This window comes from Roseateles hydrophilus (assembly GCF_026712245.1).
In the GTDB taxonomy this organism is placed as follows: Bacteria; Pseudomonadota; Gammaproteobacteria; order Burkholderiales; family Burkholderiaceae_C; genus Pelomonas; species Pelomonas hydrophilus.
In genome coordinates this window covers 773432-788500 of record NZ_JAPPUY010000001.1, presented here as the reverse complement: position 1 = coordinate 788500, position 15069 = coordinate 773432, and the positions used below count along the sequence as shown (strand labels likewise).

Below are 15069 nucleotides of genomic sequence, written 5' to 3'. Positions count from 1 at the left end.
AATCGGCGGCACGCGCTGCGGCTTCAGAAACTGAAGGCCGGCGCCTCGGCGAAGCCCGGCAGGCGGCCGGCCACGGTGTCAAACAGCTCGACCGTGCGGAACTCACCGGCCGCCACACGGGTGACGAGCACGGCGCGCATGACCGGCTCGCCGCCGACGATGGCCGCCAGGCGACCGCCCACCTTGAGCTGGTTCAGCAGCGCCTGCGGCACCACGGCGACCGAGCCCGACAGCAGGATGACGTCAAAGGGTTCCTCGCCGGCCACACCGGCAGCGCCATCCTGGTTCAGCACGCTGACATTGGCCGCGCCGGTGCGCTTGAGGTTGGCGGTGGCCTGGGCAGCCAGGTCGGCATCGGCCTCCACGGCGACGACCCGCTGCGCCTGCCGCGCCAGCAATGCGGCCAGATGGCCGGTGGCGGCGCCGATCTCCAGCACCTTCTCGTGGCGCTGCACCTTCAGCTCCTGCAGCAGGCGGGCCTCGACGCGCGGCGCCAGCATGCGGCGGGTGGCGGTCAGCGGCAGCTCGGTGTCGACGAAGGCCTGGTGACGGTGCGCCGCAGGCACGAAATCCTCCCGGTGCACGACCTGCAGCAGCTCCAGCACGCTGGGGTCGAGCACATCCCAGGGGCGGATCTGCTGCTCGATCATGTTGAAGCGGGCTTGTTCGACGTTCATTGGGTTCTCCGAGGGCGCGGTACGGCGGGACAAAAGCAAAATTCTAGGTGCGCGGCGGCACCGCCAGCAGACCATGCAGCAGGACGGCCATCTGCGCGTCCAGCAAGGCCTCGGCGCTGGCGCTGTCACAGCAGCTGGCATGCTCGCCGAACGAGTGCTCGTGCAGCATCAGGTGCAGCATGGGCGCGATCAGCAGATGCACCGTCGCCTCCAGTGGGACGGCCCTGAACTCACCCGCCTGGATGCCGCGCGTGATGAGCTCGCCAATGAAGGCCTGCGACGGGCGGATGACCTCGTCGACATAGAAGCGCGCCAGTTCCGGAAAATTGCGCGCCTCCACCATCATGATCTTGCAGACCGTGCCCGCCCGGCCCTCCCCGACCTTGGCCCACCAGGCCCGCATCATCTGTTGCAGCAGCGGCGCGACGGCGCCCCGGTGCTGCGCCGCCTGCGCGGCGGACTCGGCGATGTGGACGGACAGGTTCTCGCGCACCATGGCCTTGAACAGCTCGTCCTTGCTCGGGTAGTAGCGGTACAGCGTGCCCTTGGCAACGCCGGCACGCGCGGCGATCTCCTCGCTGCGCGTGGCCGCAAAGCCTTTTTCAACGAATAGCGCCAGCGCCGCGTCCAGCAGTTCCTGCGGGCGGGCGTCCTTGCGGCGTTGGCGGGGGGTGACGGCGGTCAAGGGCGGCTTGTTAATGACCAGGCGGTCAGTAATGTAGCCGTGCGGGCGTCGCACCCGCAAGGCCGCTCCCCAGGCGCTGGCTACACTGCGCCGCCTTTTGCAACCTCGCGCAATCTCACTCGCGTTTCCCCGGAGCTGAACGTGGACGTCATCCTGCTGATCAAAGCCGCCATCATGGGCATCGTGGAGGGGCTGACCGAGTTCCTGCCGATCTCGTCCACCGGCCACCTCATCCTCGCCGGCTCGCTGCTGAACTTCGTCGGTGAGAAAGCCAAGGTCTTCGAGATCGCCATCCAGACCGGCGCGATGTTCGCCGTGGTGTGGGAGTACCGCGAGCGCCTGGCCAACACGCTGCGCGGCATTGCCGGCGAACGGCCGGCGCAGCGCTTCGCGATGAATGTGCTGGTCGCCTTCATCCCGGCCGCCGTGCTGGGCCTGGCGTTCGGCAAGCTGGTCAAGGCGCATCTGTTCCACCCCGTGCCGGTGGCGCTGGCCTTCATCGTGGGCGGCTTCATCATCTTGTGGGTGGAGGCCCGCCACAAGCGCCTGTACGGCGACATGGACATGCAGGGCACGCGCCGCGCCCGCATCGAGACCGTGGACGACATGGGCCCGCTGGACGCACTGAAGGTGGGCCTGCTGCAGTGCCTGGCGCTGATCCCCGGCACCAGCCGCTCGGGCGCGACCATCATCGGCGGCGTCGTGCTGGGCATGTCGCGCAAGGCGGCGGCGGAGTTCAGCTTTTACCTGGGCATCCCGACGCTGATGGGCGCCGGCGCCTACTCGGTGCTGAAGCAACGCGATGCGCTGGCCTGGGGCGACCTGCCCATGTTCGCCGTGGGCCTGGTGTTCGCTTTCATCAGCGCGCTGCTGTGCATCCGCTGGCTGATCCGCTACGTGTCCAACCACGATTTCAAGATCTTTGCCTGGTACCGCATCGCCTTCGGCCTGGTCGTGCTGGCCACGTGGCAGACGGGCACCATCGTCTGGGCCGATTGAGATAATCGCGCCATGGCCATCACGATCAAGACCGCTGCCGATGTCGAGGGCATGCGCATTGCCGGGCGCCTGGCGTCCGAAGTCCTGGACATGCTCACCGCCCATGTGCAGCCAGGCGTCACGACCGAGGCGCTGGACAAGCTGGCCCACGACTTCATCGTCAACGTGCAGCAGGCGATTCCCGCGCCGCTGAACTACTGCCCGCCGGGCTACACGCCCTACCCCAAGTCCATCTGCACGTCGGTGAACCAGCAGGTGTGCCACGGCATTCCCAACGACAAGCCGCTGAAGAACGGCGACATCGTCAACATCGACGTCACCGTCATCAAGGATGGCTGGCACGGCGACACCAGCCGCATGTTCGTCGTCGGCGAGGGCTCCATCGCCGCCAAGCGGCTGTGCGCCTTCACCTACGACGCCATGTGGAAGGGCATCGCCAAGGTGCGGCCCGGCGCGCGCCTGGGCGACATCGGCCATGCCATCCAGACCTTTGCCGAGAACGCCGGTTTTTCCATCGTGCGCGAGTTCTGCGGCCACGGTATCGGCCAGGTTTTCCATGAGGAGCCGCAGGTGCTGCACTACGGCCGCCCCGGCACGCTGGACGAGCTGGTGCCGGGCATGGTGTTCACCATCGAGCCCATGATCAACGCCGGCCGCCGCGAGATCAAGGAAACCGGCGACGGCTGGACCATCGTCACCAAGGACCGCTCGCTGTCCGCACAGTGGGAGCACACGGTGCTCGTCACCGACACGGGCTACGAGGTCATGACGCTGTCCGCCGGCAGCCCGCCGCCGCCGGCCTTCATCACGGCCGCGGCCAGCGCCTGACGTGGCGACGCTCGCCGATCTCCGCCAGCAGTTCAAGGCCGGCAAGCAGGCGCTGATCGACGGCTTCCTCGCCGAGCGCCCCGCGCAGGCCGGCGCCGAACGCCTGGTGCGCCGCCTGGCCCGTCATGTCGACGACACGCTGCGCCACCTGTGGTCTGCCGCCGGCATGCCCGCCGGTGCCTGCCTGGCGGCCGTGGGCGGCTACGGCCGCGGCGAGCTGTTCCCGCACTCCGACGTGGACGTGCTGGTGCTGCTGCCCGAGGGAGCCGAGGCCTACCAGCCCGGCCCGGTCAAGCAGGCCATCGAGAGCTTCATCACATCCTGCTGGGACGTGGGCCTGGAGATCGGCTCGTCGGTCCGCACGCTTGACGAATGCCTGACGGAGTCCGCCGGGGACGTGACCATCCAGACCGCGCTGCTCGAAGCCCGGCCGCTGACCGGCGCGACCCGCTTGTTCCGGCAGATGCACCAGCGCTTCATGCAGGCCATGGACCCCAAGGCCTTCTTCCGCGCCAAGACGCTGGAGGCCGTGCAGCGCCATACCAAGTTCGACGACACGCCCTACGCGCTGGAGCCCAACTGCAAGGAAAGCCCCGGCGGCCTGCGCGACCTGCAGATGCTGATGTGGGTGGCGCGCGCGGCAGGCCTGGGCAAGACCTGGAAGGAACTCAGCGCCCGCGGCCTGATCACCCCCTTCGAGGGCCGCCAGTTGCAGCGCAACGAGAACCAGCTGCGCCTGATCCGTGCGCGGCTGCACGCCGTGGCCGGCCGCCGCGAAGACCGCCTCGTCTTCGACCTGCAGAACGCCGTGGCCCAAAGCTTTGGCTTCGAGAGCACGACCTCGCAGCGCGCCTCCGAGGTGCTGATGCGGCGCTACTACTGGGCCGCCAAGGCCGTCACGCAGCTGCACCAGATCCTGTTGCTGAACCTGGAGGAGCAGATCGGCGGCCTGCAGCAGGACCACCTGCGCCCGCTGGAAGGCCAACCCGACTTCATGGACCGCGGCCGCATGCTGGAGATCGTCAGCGACGACCTCTACCAGCGCGACCCGCACGCCATCCTGCGCACCTTCCTCGTCTACCAGCAGACGCCGGGCATCAAGGGCCTGTCGGCGCGCACGCTGCGTGCGCTGTACAACGCGCGCGGCCTGATGGACGCGGCCTGGCGCCGCGATCCGGTGAACCGCACCACCTTCATGGCCATGCTGCGCGCGCCCGAGGGCCAGACGCACGCCTTCCGGCTCATGAACCAGACCTCGGTGCTGGGCCGCTACCTGTGGGTGTTCCGCGCCATCGTGGGGCAGATGCAGCACGACCTGTTCCACGTCTACACGGTGGACCAGCACATCCTCATGGTGCTGCGCAACGTGCGCCGCTTCCTCATCCCCGAGCACGCGCACGAGTACCCGTTCTGTTCACAGCTCGCCACGCAGTTCGACGCGCCGGAGCTGCTCTACATCGCCGCCCTCTTCCACGACGTGGCCAAGGGCCGTGGCGGCGACCACTCCGAGCTGGGCGCCGTCGAGGTGCGCCGCTTCTGCCGCCAGCACGGGCTGAACGCCGACGACACGGCGCTGTGCGTGTTCCTCGTCGAGCACCACCTGACGATGTCGCGCGTGGCGCAGAAGGAAGACCTGTCCGACCCCGACGTCATCGCCGCCTTCGCCGCCAAGGTGGGCGACACGCGGCGCCTCACCGCGCTCTACCTGCTGACGGTGGCCGACATCCGCGGCACCAGCCCCAAGGTCTGGAACGCGTGGAAGGGCAAGCTGCTGGAGGACCTGTTCCGCATCACGCTGCGCGCGCTGGGCGGCGCGCGGTTGAACCTCGACGCCGAGATCGAGGCCCGCAAGCAGGACGCCCGGCAAGACCTGGCCCTGCACTCCCAGCTGCCCGGCACCGAGGAGCCGCTGTGGAAGACGCTGGCCCTGAGCTACTTCGCCCGCCACGACGGCGCCGAGCTGGCCTGGCATGCGCGCTCGCTGTGGCGGCACGTCGAGACCACCGTGCCGGTCGTGCGCGCCCGCCCCTCGCCCATCGGCGAAGGCCTGCAGGTGCTCGTGTACGCGCCCGACCAGCCCGACCTGTTCGCCCGCATCTGCGGCTACTTCGACACCGCCGGCTTCAGCATCCTCGACGCCAAGGTGCACACCACGCGCAAAGGCTACGCACTCGACACCTTCCAGGCCATCCGCCCCGAGGCCGACGTGCACCACCGCGACCTCGTGCCCATGGTGGAGCAGAAGCTCGCCGCGGTGCTGCAGGCCGGTGGTCCGCTGCCCGAGCCGCGGCGCGGACGGCTGTCGCGGCGCGTGAAGAGCTTCCCCTACACGCCGCGCATCTCGCTGCGACCCGACGAGCGCGCCACCGCCTGGCTGCTGACCATCTCCACCAGCGACCGCGCCGGCCTGCTCTACGCCATCGCCCGCGTGCTGGCCCGCCACGGCATCAACCTGCAGCTCGCCAAGATCTCCACGCTGGGCGAGCGCGTGGAAGACACCTTCCTGGTCGACGGCCCGGCGCTGCAGCAAACCAAGGCGCAGCTGCAGATCGAAAGCGAGCTGCTGGACGCGGTCTCCCTGCCGGCCTGAAAAACGTCCCCACCGGTGTGACGTGGCGCTGGCTTGCGCCGCGTCAACACGGCACGCGCACGGGCACGTCACACTCCGTGCCGCCATGCCCAACCGCCACAGCGAACAGGCCCTGAGGGAATCGCGGGCCTTCGGCGTCCGCCACATCCCCCTGCTGCGCCCGCTCGGCTGGCTGGCGCGCGGCTGGCGTGATCTCTGCGCCGCGCCGCTGGCCTCGCTGGCCCACGGCCTGGCCATGGCGCTGTTCGGTGCGCTGCTGCTGGCCATCGCGCACGAGCGCTTCTGGCTGCTGGCTGGCGCCTTCACCGGTTTCCTGATCGTGTCGCCCATCCTGGCCACCGGCCTGTACGCCATCAGCCGCGAGCTGGAGCGCGGTGGCCGCCCCGGCTGGCACACGGTGCGCGAGGCCTGGCGGCCACGCGACGGGCGCCTCATCGTCTTCGGTGTGCTGCTGGCCTTTGCCGGCACGGGCTGGGTGCTGTGCTCAGCCGCGCTCGTGACCGGCTTCGCCGCCGACCCCATCCACCATCCGCGGGACTTCCTCATCAAGGTCGTGCTGAACGACGACAGCCACCTGTTCTCGACCTGGCTGGCGCTGGGCGCCCTGTTGGCCGCGCCCATGTTCGCGTCCACCGTCATCGCCATCCCCGCCCTCATCGACCAGCCGCCCGGCAAGCTGGGCGTGCTGGGCGCCGTCTTCACAAGCTGGAAGGTGGTGCTGGAGCACCCGGCACCGCTGGCGCTCTGGGCGGCGTTGATCCTCGCGCTCACGCTGGCCGGCATGGCGACGCTGTTGCTGGGCCTCGTCATCGTCGCCCCATGGCTGGGGCATGCCAGCTGGCACGCCTACCGCGACCTCGTCAGCCGGCGCCCTGACTGAGCAGCAACACCATGTGGGGCTACACCGAAGCAGAAATCGCGCAGTTCGGCCTGACCTTCGGGGTCACGGCCTTCATGCTGTACATGGTGTTCATCATCCTGCAGCTGGCGCGCGAGTCCAAGGCAGGCCGCTTCGGCACCTTCGTGCTGCTGCTGGGCCTGGGCTTCGGCCTCGTCGGCTTCGCCGCCAAGGGCGTCATCAAGTACTTCCTGTCGGGCGCCATCGGCTAGCCGCCGCAACGCTCGACCCGCTCAGACCAGGCCGCTGTACCAGCGCAGGCCCAGCAGCTGGCGCAGCAGGTGATGCGCGCGCCCCTGCGGGTCGGCCAGGTCGTACAGCACACTGAAGTGGTCGTGGCCGGGCAGGCTCTCGCAAACCGGCACCGCGCGCGCCCCCCAGGCCTGGCGCAGCAACCGCGCCTGCCGCTGCATCTCTTCGCTCTCCAGCCCGCCCACCAGCGAGAACAGCGTCTGCGGCGCAGGCGGCGCCGGGAAGTGCACCGGGCTGAGCCGGCGCACCGCCGCGGCGTCCAGCTGCAACTCGGCCTGCAGCGACGGCACGCGGCGCAGTGGTGCCAGGTCATGCAGGCCCGACACGGACATCGCCCCCTGCACCAGCCGGCGCGGCAAATCACGGCCCACGCGCTTCCAGTCGCAGCAGCTCAGCATCGCCGCGAGGTGGCCGCCACCGCCATGGCCGGCCAGCACGATGCGGCTGGGGTCGCCGCCATGGTCGGCCGCATGCCGCCAGACCCAGGCCACGGCCCCGGTCAACTGCATCGCGATGTGGTCCAAACGCACCTCGGTGCAGGGATCGTGGTCGGGCACGATCACCAGCGCGCCCTCGTCCGTGAAGCTGGCCGCCAGAAACGCCGGGTCGGCCCCGCGCAGGCCGTGCCAGCCGCCACCAGGAAGCAGCACCAGCACCGGTGCGAACCCGCCAGCAAATGCGGTGTCGGGCACGAAGACGTCAAGCGTCTGACGGGGATCCGCCCCGTAGCGCAGCCCCACGTGGCCACGCCCCTTGTGTCGCACCAGCGCCGACGCCGCTGCCCAGCGGGCAAGCATGTCGGCGCTGCCGGATACGTGAGAGCGATGGTCGTACTGCGCCTCGAAGTAGGCAGCGGGCTTTCGCGGCATCATGGCCGCGCAGATTAGCAGCCACGCACGGGGCTATACTGCGCCACTCGCGTGGGGGGGTAGCTCAGCTGGGAGAGCGCCGCGTTCGCAATGCGGAGGTCGGGAGTTCGATCCTCCTCCTCTCCACCACACGCTTCCAAGGCCTTGATCTTCAAGGCCTTTTCTTTTGTTCGATCAACTTGGACCTGGCACGCCGCCAAACATCCAAGTTCATGCATCCGAACACACCACCACCCGAGTACGTCCCACATTGGTGGTGCCACCGCACCTACGCGCCCTCCATCGAATACATGCGGCATGCAGAACGCTCGTCACGCTATTTCCCGGGCGCTTCCCGTCCTCCATCCAGCCGCGGAGAGTGCACGCGCAAGGTGATGCAGTCCCGGATGCCAATGACGCCAGCAAGGCCACGGACGCAGTTGATGGCGTCCTGCCGTTGGTAATGCCATGGCACCACGCCTGACAGGGTGATCCAGCCATTCTCCACGCTGACGGCGATAGCCTCGCGCGGCAGACTCTGGTTCCAGATCAGCGCGGCTCGGGCCCGTTCGGCAAGGTCCCGGTCACGGACGCGTTGCGGTTCAGGCCGGCGGGTGGTCGACGCAGCGGTCGAGTCACACTGCTCAATACGACGGCCGTCATTTAGAAGCGCATCACCGGTGTCCCGTGCGGCGTCCGGCCCCTTCTCGCCCGCAATCGATTGACACGCGTCCTTGCCCGCCGTGCCGCATCGCGTCGGTGCGCGGGCTGCGGATGAATCAGTCATGTCGGTCGCCTGTGTACTGCGAACGGCGGTGATCCTCCGCCACGTGCTGCCTCTCGTACAGCCTGTCCAGCTGCAGATCAAGCGCACTGACTGTCGTACAGGCTTGCATGTACTGCTCCTGCTCGCCTGCGGTTCTCCAGTGATCGCAGGCCCGCTCAGCGCGTGCGATGCGTTGCTTGAGGGAGGCCAGTTCTTGCTCAAACTTCATGATCGTTCTCCTGGTAAGCCGCAACGAAGAAGGCGTCGCTGACGTCGGAGCACATGGTCACGGCCGCGCCAACACCGCGTCTGTACGCTCGGACACAGGCTCATGCCCATCGCATGGTGGGGTGACGCCTTGTCGCTTTCGAAGTCGTTTCGCCCGGTACATCGCGGCGTCAGCGGTTGCCAGCAGGGTGTCCACACTGTTCCCGTCGGTGGGGCTCACGGCCATGCCCAAACTCGCGAGGAGAGACACGCGACCTTCCGCCACATGCATGGGGGACGCAATGGACAGCGCGAGCTTGCGCGCCAGCACCGTCAGCTGTTCGCTGCCGGCCACGTTGCGCAGCAGGCAGGCGAACTCATCACCGCCCAGGCGCCCCACCACGTCACCACTGCGCAACGCATGGCCAATGCGGGCCGCCATGATGCGCAGCACCTCGTCCCCCGCTGCATGGCCGTGGTTGTCGTTGACCTGCTTGAAGCCGTCCAGGTCCAGCATCAAGACGGCGACGCGGTTGTCCTCGGCCAGCGCCTGCTGCACGCGCGTGCGGAACGCCGCGCGATTGAAAAGGCCGGTCAGATCGTCGTGTTCGGCGAGGTGTCTCTGCTGATGTTCCCGTCGGTGGCCGGCTTGAAGTTGGGCTTCCAGCTGGCCGCAGCGCAACCGCGAGGCCGCGAGGCTCTCCAGCGCGTGGTGCAGCTGCCGCTGCAACTCGCCATCTCGCATGGCAATGACGGGACAGGTGGCGGGGGCACCGCCGGTGGCGCTGTCGGGGCAGGCATGCATCATGGCTTTGGAGGGTTTGCTGTTGACAACGAGGGAGAGGCGGCGTTGCCGCCCAACCAAGCTGGCATGGGCGGAAAGTCCATGCCACGGTGGTACGCAGTCAGGTCTTGCTCGTAGCAGCTGCAGGAGAGCGACTGCAAACCAGTACGGTTGCAGACGCTGATCCAGCCGCGGTGATAACGGATATAGCCGGCCTCCTGCAGAGCGCCCGCCGCGACCGTGACACCAACGCGGCGCACGCCCAGCAGCTGCGCGAGCCCGCTGTGGGTGACGGCGAAACCGTCGCCCTGCGCGCGGTCTTGCCCCATCAACAACCAGCGCGCGAGTCGCGCCTGAAGGGGGTGGAAATGCAGACATGCCGCAGCCGTGGCGGCGTGGCGTAGCTGCACCAGCAGATAGCGCGTGAGCAGACGGCGCAGTCCGGGGTTGAGTGGCAGCGCGCGCTGCAGCGCGGCGGCGGGCAAGCTCCACGCCTGGCCTTCCTCCTGCACCACCACGCCCACAGCGCTGAGGCTGCGCCCCAACAGCAACTGAGCGCCCAGCACCCCCTCGTGGCCCACCATACCCAGTTGAAGCGGGGGATGCTGTTCCAGCGGCGTGACGAGGCAGACAAACCCCTTCAATGGGAAAAGCAACTCGCGTACCGGCAGATCCTGGGTCAGCAGCGACTGACTGCCCCGCAGTGATACCTCCGCCCCCAACCCCCACAGCCGTCGCAACTCGGCAGCGGGAAGGTGGTCGAGCAACTGGTTGGTGGGCATGCCTCAGTCTGCGCGTGGTCACGCCGGTGCGGCTGTGCGCCAACGCACTGAATCAGCGGTGCGTTCCCAGCGGTGTTTTCAGCAGCCGGTCGTACTCGCGCTTGACCACCGCGTAGCACTCGCAACTACGCTGCTCCAGCGCGGCCCGATCGAGCACGGTGATGTGGCCGCGGGCATAGTCGATCAGCCCGAGCTTCTGCAGCTTGAGTGCGGCCTCCGTGACCCCCTCACGGCGCACGCCCAGCATGTTGGCGATCAGCTCCTGCGTCATCACGAGTTGGTCACCCGCGATGCGATCCAGGCTCAGCAGCAGCCAGCGGCACAGTTGCTGTTCCAGCAGATGGTGTCTGTTGCAGACGGCGGTCTGGGCCATCTGCGTCAGCAGGGCCTGCGTGTAGCGCAGCAGCAGGTGCATGCCCACGCCGTAGCGGTTGAACTCGGCCTTGATGACGGCTGCTCGCAGCCGGAAGCACCCTCCGGCGCTCTGCACGACCGCGCGGCTCGGGGTGGTTTCCCCGCCCATGAAGAGCGCCACACCCACCACACCTTCGCAGCCCACGACGGCGATCTCGGCTGACGCACCGTCCTCCATCACGTAGAGCAGCGACACGATGGCCGTGGTCGGAAAGTACACATGGCTTTGTGGCCGGCCCGATTCATACAGCACCTGCCCCAACTGCAGCGGCACGAACTCCAGCTGAGCTGACCACCGTGCCCATTCCTCGTCGGGCAGCGCAGCAAGCAGACCGTTGCTATGCGGATTCAGCGCATCAGGCGGTACAGACATCCGACCCTCCCGAGCCGTGGTGATCACGTGCGGAGAAGTCTATCCAGTGGGTCACGTTGGGTTGGTGCGGTAGCGCACATTGACGCCAGACGTACGCACGCCTACTGCGTCAACGCGAGCAGCACATCGGAGTACCAAGCCAAGTTCAGGCCCAGCGAAGCGTCCTGCCGGGTGTCTCGCGATTCCATGTCCATGCGCGTGGCATGCACGCCCAACAGTTGCCAAGGCAGGCTGGCATCGCCCGTGGGGTCATGGCGCACCACCGGCGCGCCGCTGCTGCCACGGTGCATGGGCGCATCGGTTACGAAGCAGCCTTGCCCCTGAAACCGCACCCCGAAGGCTGACGCCACCACGGCGCCCCGTGCCACGGGAAGGTGGTGCAACGTGTCGTGAAAGCCCAACGGAAATCCCACCAGAAGCAGCGGCTGACCCAGCGGAACAGCATGCATTTGGACCTGGATGTGACGAACACCGAAGGCGCTGAACTGGGCGCCCCTGGGTATGGCCATGCCCGGAACCTCCAGCGCCGCCACGTCAACGTCACCACCGCTGTCACCAGCCTGACGCCACAGCGGTTTACCGTGGTCATACAACGGCAGGGAAATGCGGTGATGCTGCGTGAGGTCCAAGCCAGCTGCATGCACACCGAACTCGATGCGCAATGGTCGGTGGTCGGTCGCGCCGTCGAACAGCACATGGCGACTGGTGATCAGGAACAAGCGGGCGCCGCGCTGGAAGAAGAAGCCGCTCGCCGATGTCAGCACTTGTGAGCCGTTGAACGTGTCCACACAGGTGCAGGCGAGCAGCAACGGCTCGACACCGTGCGAGCGGAGCTGAGAGGCGTACATGGGTGGTTTTCTCGATGTTGTGAAGGGACGGTCCTGCGCAGCCACACCCACGTAGCGTGAATCAACGGCTCAGGGCGCGCAGCAGCCAGGCAAGCGCCACACCAGTGCCGGTAGCGATCAACACCGAACGAACGGGATGCGCGCGGATGTGCTGAGCCGCGCCGTCACGCAAGGCCTCGGTCTGACCGCGCCATTGTTCGGCGCGGCTGGTCAGATCGCTGACCTTGGTGACCAGCTGACGCATGGCGCCGTTGTCTGGCGGCTCGGCGTGGTTCGGCAGTTCGGCGTCGTGCGTCGGGCGGGTCGGCGAAAGCGGTGTCGGGTCGGTGCGGGTCATGGCGTGTCCTCGTTGGTAGCGTGGTGGCGCCGCTGGCCGCAGTGATTGCGGGGCGAACCAGGGTCGGTCTCCTGACCCTGATCCGAGGGACCAGCGGCGTCGCCATCGTGCGGCTCCGGGCACGGCAGCGTCGGTGCGCTGGCGCACGTGGGCGGCAGCGCCGCCACCAGGGCGGACAACAGTCGCATCTGCTCCGTCTGCAGCGCGAGCAACTCGCTCCATTGCTGTTGGCGCAAACCGTCCAGCTTGTCGTGCAGCAGCATGATCTCGAGCTCGGCCTTGAGGTTGACCTCGTAATCGTGAGTTGCCGTGATCCTGTCTTTCTCCGACTGACGGTTCTGGGACATCAGGATGATCGGCGCCTGAACGGCCGCCAGCATGGAGAGGAACAGGTTGAGCAGGATGAACGGATAGGGATCGAACGTGTTGCCACGGGTGCTCAGCAGCAGCACGTTCAAGCCCACCCACAGCACCATCACGGCCGCAAACAGACCGACGAAGCGCCATGAGCCGCCAAAAGCGGTAACAGCGTCAGCAGCACGCTGGCCCCGCGTCGGCGGCCGCGCCGGTGGGGCCTCCGGGTGGCGAGCGATGGGCTGTCGTTGGCTGATGTGCTGCGCCACGCGCTGCGCCTGCGCATCCAGCTCTGCAAAGGGCCGTCCCAGCAGCGCCGCAGCGTGCTTGTCGTCGTGATCCAGTGGGGGCGTCATCGCTTGCGGTTCTCGTGGTTAGCCGGCAGGAGCTGTCGAGTCTGGATCGACGGGGATCGACCCACGGTGTGCTGGCGCACTGAGTGCGCGGGCGCACCGACCCGGGCGTCTGGCATCGTCAGACTGCCAGGCAGTGAGGCGCCGCCGGTGCTCGCCAATCTGCCCAGAGGATTGCCATGACAAGCTCTCGCGCCGTTTCCAGCCGCGCACACGCGCTCAGGCTCACCGTCAGCGGCTTGCTGACGTTGCTGCCGGGCATGCCTGCACTGGCCGACCGCACGCTGATCAGTGCGGAAGAACTTGCAGCCGGAACGGCTCGCGCCGAGGCCACCCGTGTGGCCGAACAGTCGGCTTGCACCGCGCTCACCGGCACGACGCGCGATGTCTGTCATGAACGCGCACGCGGCAAGGCATGGGTGGCCAAGGCAGAGTTGCAGGTCGCCCGCACCGGCAGCCGAGCATCCCAAGAGCAGCTCGCAGTCGCCCGCGTGGACAGCGCATACGCGTTGGCCAACATGCAGTGCAAAGGACAGGCCAGTGAGACCCAGCTCGTCTGCGCCAAGCAGGCCCACACCGATCGCATGGAGGCGCTTGCCGCGTGGAAGCATCACCGACGCATGACCGAGGCCAGGCCCGGGGCGCATGGCGGCGCGTGCGCCGTCCAGGACGGCGTCGTGCGTGATGGCTGCAGGGCGGCCGCGCCCGCTGAGGCCGCCATGCCGGCGTCGCGCTGACAGCCGCCGCGCCGCTTGCGATGCGCTGGCTGACCTTCGAGCACAGCCCTGTGGCTTACCGGGTGGACTTCTGTCTCTACGGGGCGCTGTTGCTGACGCTTTGCGCGGGGCTGCTGGCCACTTCACCGGATGTGATGCTGGCCGCTTGGGTCTTGGCAGGCGCATGGGGCTGGACACTGCTGGAATACCTGCTGCATCGCTTCGTACTGCATGGCCTGCCGCCGTTCAAGCGCTGGCATGCCGAGCACCACCGGCGGCCCAAGGCCCTGATCGCCGCGCCCACGCTGCTGTCGATGGCCCTGTTCGCCAACCTCTTGCTGCCGGCGGTCTGGCTGATCGGTGCACGTGCTGCCGCCGCGCTGGCCATCGGCCTGATGGGGGGCTACCTCGGCTATGGCCTGATCCATCACGCGATGCACTGGCCCATGAGGCCCAGCGCCCTGCGCGTCGGGCGGCGATGGCTGCTGCAGCGGCGGGTGTGGCATGGCTTGCACCACCGCCGGCTGCCTGGCAGCGGCTCGGCGGCAACCGCCTTGCATGGCTACTACGGCGTCAGCACGACCTTCTGGGATCGCGTGTTTCGCAGCGACCGGCGCGTCACTTCAGCTGCATGTCGTTCGCCACGCTGGTGACCCCCTTGACCTTGCGTGTGACGTCGACGGCCATGTCCATCTGCGGGCGTGACGAGACGAAGCCGCTGAGCTGCACCCGTCCCTTGAAAGTTTCCACGTTGATTTCGGCGGCCTTCAGTGCCGGGTCGCCGAGGATGGCGGACTTCACCTTGGCTGTGATGACCGTGTCGTCGAGGTAGCCGCCCGCCCCCTCCTGGGTGCGGGTGGCCGCGCAGCCGGCCAGCAGCAGCACTGCGGCAGCCGCGCAGGCCATGGTGAGGCGGGAAGCGTGTGCGAGCAGGGAAGCGCGGGACGTGTGCATGGCAGTTCCTCGGGTCAGGCCGCGTTGGGCGGCAGAACGCCGGCAGGCCCGGCGGGCCAGCGCTGCCACACGGGGTGATCCCGTCGCGGCACGCTGTGCTGCGGACTCTGTAGTTGGGCGCCGCCCCTGTCTGCTCGCTGCCGCACGCAGCACCCTGCGCGGCAGTGTCTGTTGGCGCACAGACGCTGGTGGCGCGCGGGGCCAGCATGGCCGTCCCGTCATCTCCCGAGCACCTCATGCTGCATTACGCACTGATCTTCGTCGTGGTGGCACTGGTGGCCGCCCTGCTCGGCTTTAGCGGCCTGGCCACGGGAGCGCTCGGTCTGGCGCATCTGCTCGCCATGCTCTTCATCGTGCTGGCGGTACTGGCCCTGGCTGCCGGACTGTTGCGCGGGCGCTGAACG

The 15069-nt window shown here is 68.1% G+C and carries 19 protein-coding genes, 1 tRNA gene and 1 pseudogene; 9 read left to right on the top strand and 12 right to left on the bottom strand.

The features are described from left to right. Nucleotides 1-23: 23 nt before the first annotated feature. Nucleotides 24-677 carry a protein-L-isoaspartate O-methyltransferase family protein gene (locus tag NYO99_RS03490; protein ID WP_268165706.1) on the bottom strand — a complete coding sequence of 218 codons (654 nt, stop codon included), beginning with the start codon at nucleotides 675-677 and terminating at the stop codon, nucleotides 24-26. Nucleotides 678-720: 43 nt separating this feature from the next. Further along, nucleotides 721-1362 carry a TetR/AcrR family transcriptional regulator gene (locus NYO99_RS03485; protein ID WP_268165705.1) on the bottom strand — a complete coding sequence of 214 codons (642 nt, stop codon included), beginning with the start codon at nucleotides 1360-1362 and terminating at the stop codon, nucleotides 721-723. Nucleotides 1363-1503: 141 nt separating this feature from the next. On the opposite strand from NYO99_RS03485, the gene NYO99_RS03480 reads away from it, so the two are divergent. The 5 genes from NYO99_RS03480 to NYO99_RS03460 all read left to right on the top strand — a co-directional run bounded on the left by NYO99_RS03480 (nucleotide 1504) and on the right by NYO99_RS03460 (nucleotide 6889). Beyond that, complete coding sequence (locus NYO99_RS03480) at nucleotides 1504-2361, top strand: undecaprenyl-diphosphate phosphatase (RefSeq protein WP_268165704.1); 858 nt, start codon at nucleotides 1504-1506, stop codon at nucleotides 2359-2361. A gap of 12 nt (nucleotides 2362-2373) precedes the next feature. Beyond that, nucleotides 2374-3189, top strand: coding sequence for a type I methionyl aminopeptidase (map, locus tag NYO99_RS03475; protein ID WP_268165703.1), 816 nt, complete (start codon nucleotides 2374-2376; stop codon nucleotides 3187-3189). Nucleotide 3190: 1 nt separating this feature from the next. Further along, nucleotides 3191-5779, top strand: coding sequence for a [protein-PII] uridylyltransferase (locus NYO99_RS03470; RefSeq protein WP_268165702.1), 2589 nt, complete (start codon nucleotides 3191-3193; stop codon nucleotides 5777-5779). 85 nt (nucleotides 5780-5864) lie between these two features. Next, nucleotides 5865-6659, top strand: a complete 795-nt coding sequence (locus tag NYO99_RS03465; RefSeq protein WP_268165701.1) for a DUF2189 domain-containing protein — start codon at nucleotides 5865-5867, stop codon at nucleotides 6657-6659. A gap of 11 nt (nucleotides 6660-6670) precedes the next feature. Beyond that, nucleotides 6671-6889, top strand: a complete 219-nt coding sequence (locus NYO99_RS03460) for a DUF2788 domain-containing protein (protein ID WP_268165700.1) — start codon at nucleotides 6671-6673, stop codon at nucleotides 6887-6889. A 21-nt stretch (nucleotides 6890-6910) separates the two neighbouring features. Here NYO99_RS03460 and NYO99_RS03455 read toward each other — a convergent pair whose 3' ends face one another. After that, nucleotides 6911-7801: an alpha/beta hydrolase gene (locus NYO99_RS03455; protein WP_268165699.1), complete on the bottom strand. Its 891-nt coding sequence runs from the start codon at nucleotides 7799-7801 to the stop codon at nucleotides 6911-6913. A gap of 50 nt (nucleotides 7802-7851) precedes the next feature. Here NYO99_RS03455 and NYO99_RS03450 point away from each other — a divergent pair. Next, nucleotides 7852-7927 (top strand) — tRNA-Ala (locus NYO99_RS03450). A 187-nt stretch (nucleotides 7928-8114) separates the two neighbouring features. On the opposite strand, the gene NYO99_RS03445 is transcribed toward NYO99_RS03450, so the two are convergent. From NYO99_RS03445 to NYO99_RS03410, 8 genes and pseudogenes are all read right to left on the bottom strand, one after another. Continuing rightward, nucleotides 8115-8564, bottom strand: coding sequence for a BON domain-containing protein (locus tag NYO99_RS03445; RefSeq protein ID WP_268165698.1), 450 nt, complete (start codon nucleotides 8562-8564; stop codon nucleotides 8115-8117). Next, nucleotides 8557-8772 carry a hypothetical protein gene (locus tag NYO99_RS03440; RefSeq protein WP_268165697.1) on the bottom strand — a complete coding sequence of 72 codons (216 nt, stop codon included), beginning with the start codon at nucleotides 8770-8772 and terminating at the stop codon, nucleotides 8557-8559. The genes NYO99_RS03445 and NYO99_RS03440 overlap by 8 nt, the downstream gene beginning before the upstream one ends. 57 nt (nucleotides 8773-8829) lie before the next feature. Beyond that, nucleotides 8830-9558 (bottom strand): GGDEF domain-containing protein, encoded by a 729-nt coding sequence (locus NYO99_RS03435; RefSeq protein WP_268165696.1) that lies wholly within the window; start codon nucleotides 9556-9558, stop codon nucleotides 8830-8832. Beyond that, nucleotides 9555-10316: a Crp/Fnr family transcriptional regulator gene (locus NYO99_RS03430; protein ID WP_268165695.1), complete on the bottom strand. Its 762-nt coding sequence runs from the start codon at nucleotides 10314-10316 to the stop codon at nucleotides 9555-9557. The genes NYO99_RS03435 and NYO99_RS03430 overlap by 4 nt, the downstream gene beginning before the upstream one ends. Before the next feature lie 52 nt (nucleotides 10317-10368). Then, nucleotides 10369-11103 (bottom strand): Crp/Fnr family transcriptional regulator, encoded by a 735-nt coding sequence (locus NYO99_RS03425; protein WP_268165694.1) that lies wholly within the window; start codon nucleotides 11101-11103, stop codon nucleotides 10369-10371. A gap of 101 nt (nucleotides 11104-11204) precedes the next feature. Continuing rightward, a complete protein-coding gene (locus NYO99_RS03420) occupies nucleotides 11205-11951 on the bottom strand; it encodes a trypsin-like peptidase domain-containing protein (protein WP_268165693.1) in 747 nt (248 codons plus the stop codon). 61 nt (nucleotides 11952-12012) lie between these two features. After that, complete coding sequence (locus NYO99_RS03415; RefSeq protein WP_268165692.1) at nucleotides 12013-12288, bottom strand: hypothetical protein; 276 nt, start codon at nucleotides 12286-12288, stop codon at nucleotides 12013-12015. A gap of 164 nt (nucleotides 12289-12452) precedes the next feature. Beyond that, nucleotides 12453-12998: pseudogene (locus NYO99_RS03410) on the bottom strand (DUF1003 domain-containing protein); the annotation flags it as partial. 176 nt (nucleotides 12999-13174) lie between these two features. On the opposite strand from NYO99_RS03410, the gene NYO99_RS03405 reads away from it, so the two are divergent. Both NYO99_RS03405 and NYO99_RS03400 read left to right on the top strand, forming a co-directional pair. Then, nucleotides 13175-13732 carry a hypothetical protein gene (locus NYO99_RS03405; RefSeq protein WP_268165691.1) on the top strand — a complete coding sequence of 186 codons (558 nt, stop codon included), beginning with the start codon at nucleotides 13175-13177 and terminating at the stop codon, nucleotides 13730-13732. Between the two features lie 20 nt (nucleotides 13733-13752). After that, nucleotides 13753-14364 (top strand): sterol desaturase family protein, encoded by a 612-nt coding sequence (locus NYO99_RS03400; RefSeq protein ID WP_268165690.1) that lies wholly within the window; start codon nucleotides 13753-13755, stop codon nucleotides 14362-14364. Here NYO99_RS03400 and NYO99_RS03395 read toward each other — a convergent pair. Next, on the bottom strand, nucleotides 14330-14665 hold the full coding sequence (locus tag NYO99_RS03395; RefSeq protein WP_422395466.1) for a BON domain-containing protein: 336 nt from the start codon (nucleotides 14663-14665) through the stop codon (nucleotides 14330-14332). The two genes, NYO99_RS03400 and NYO99_RS03395, sit on opposite strands and share 35 nt — an antisense overlap. A 236-nt stretch (nucleotides 14666-14901) precedes the next feature. Between NYO99_RS03395 and NYO99_RS03390 the strand changes: the two genes are divergently transcribed. Then, a complete protein-coding gene (locus NYO99_RS03390) occupies nucleotides 14902-15066 on the top strand; it encodes a DUF1328 family protein (protein WP_268165689.1) in 165 nt (54 codons plus the stop codon). Nucleotides 15067-15069 lie beyond the last annotated feature (3 nt).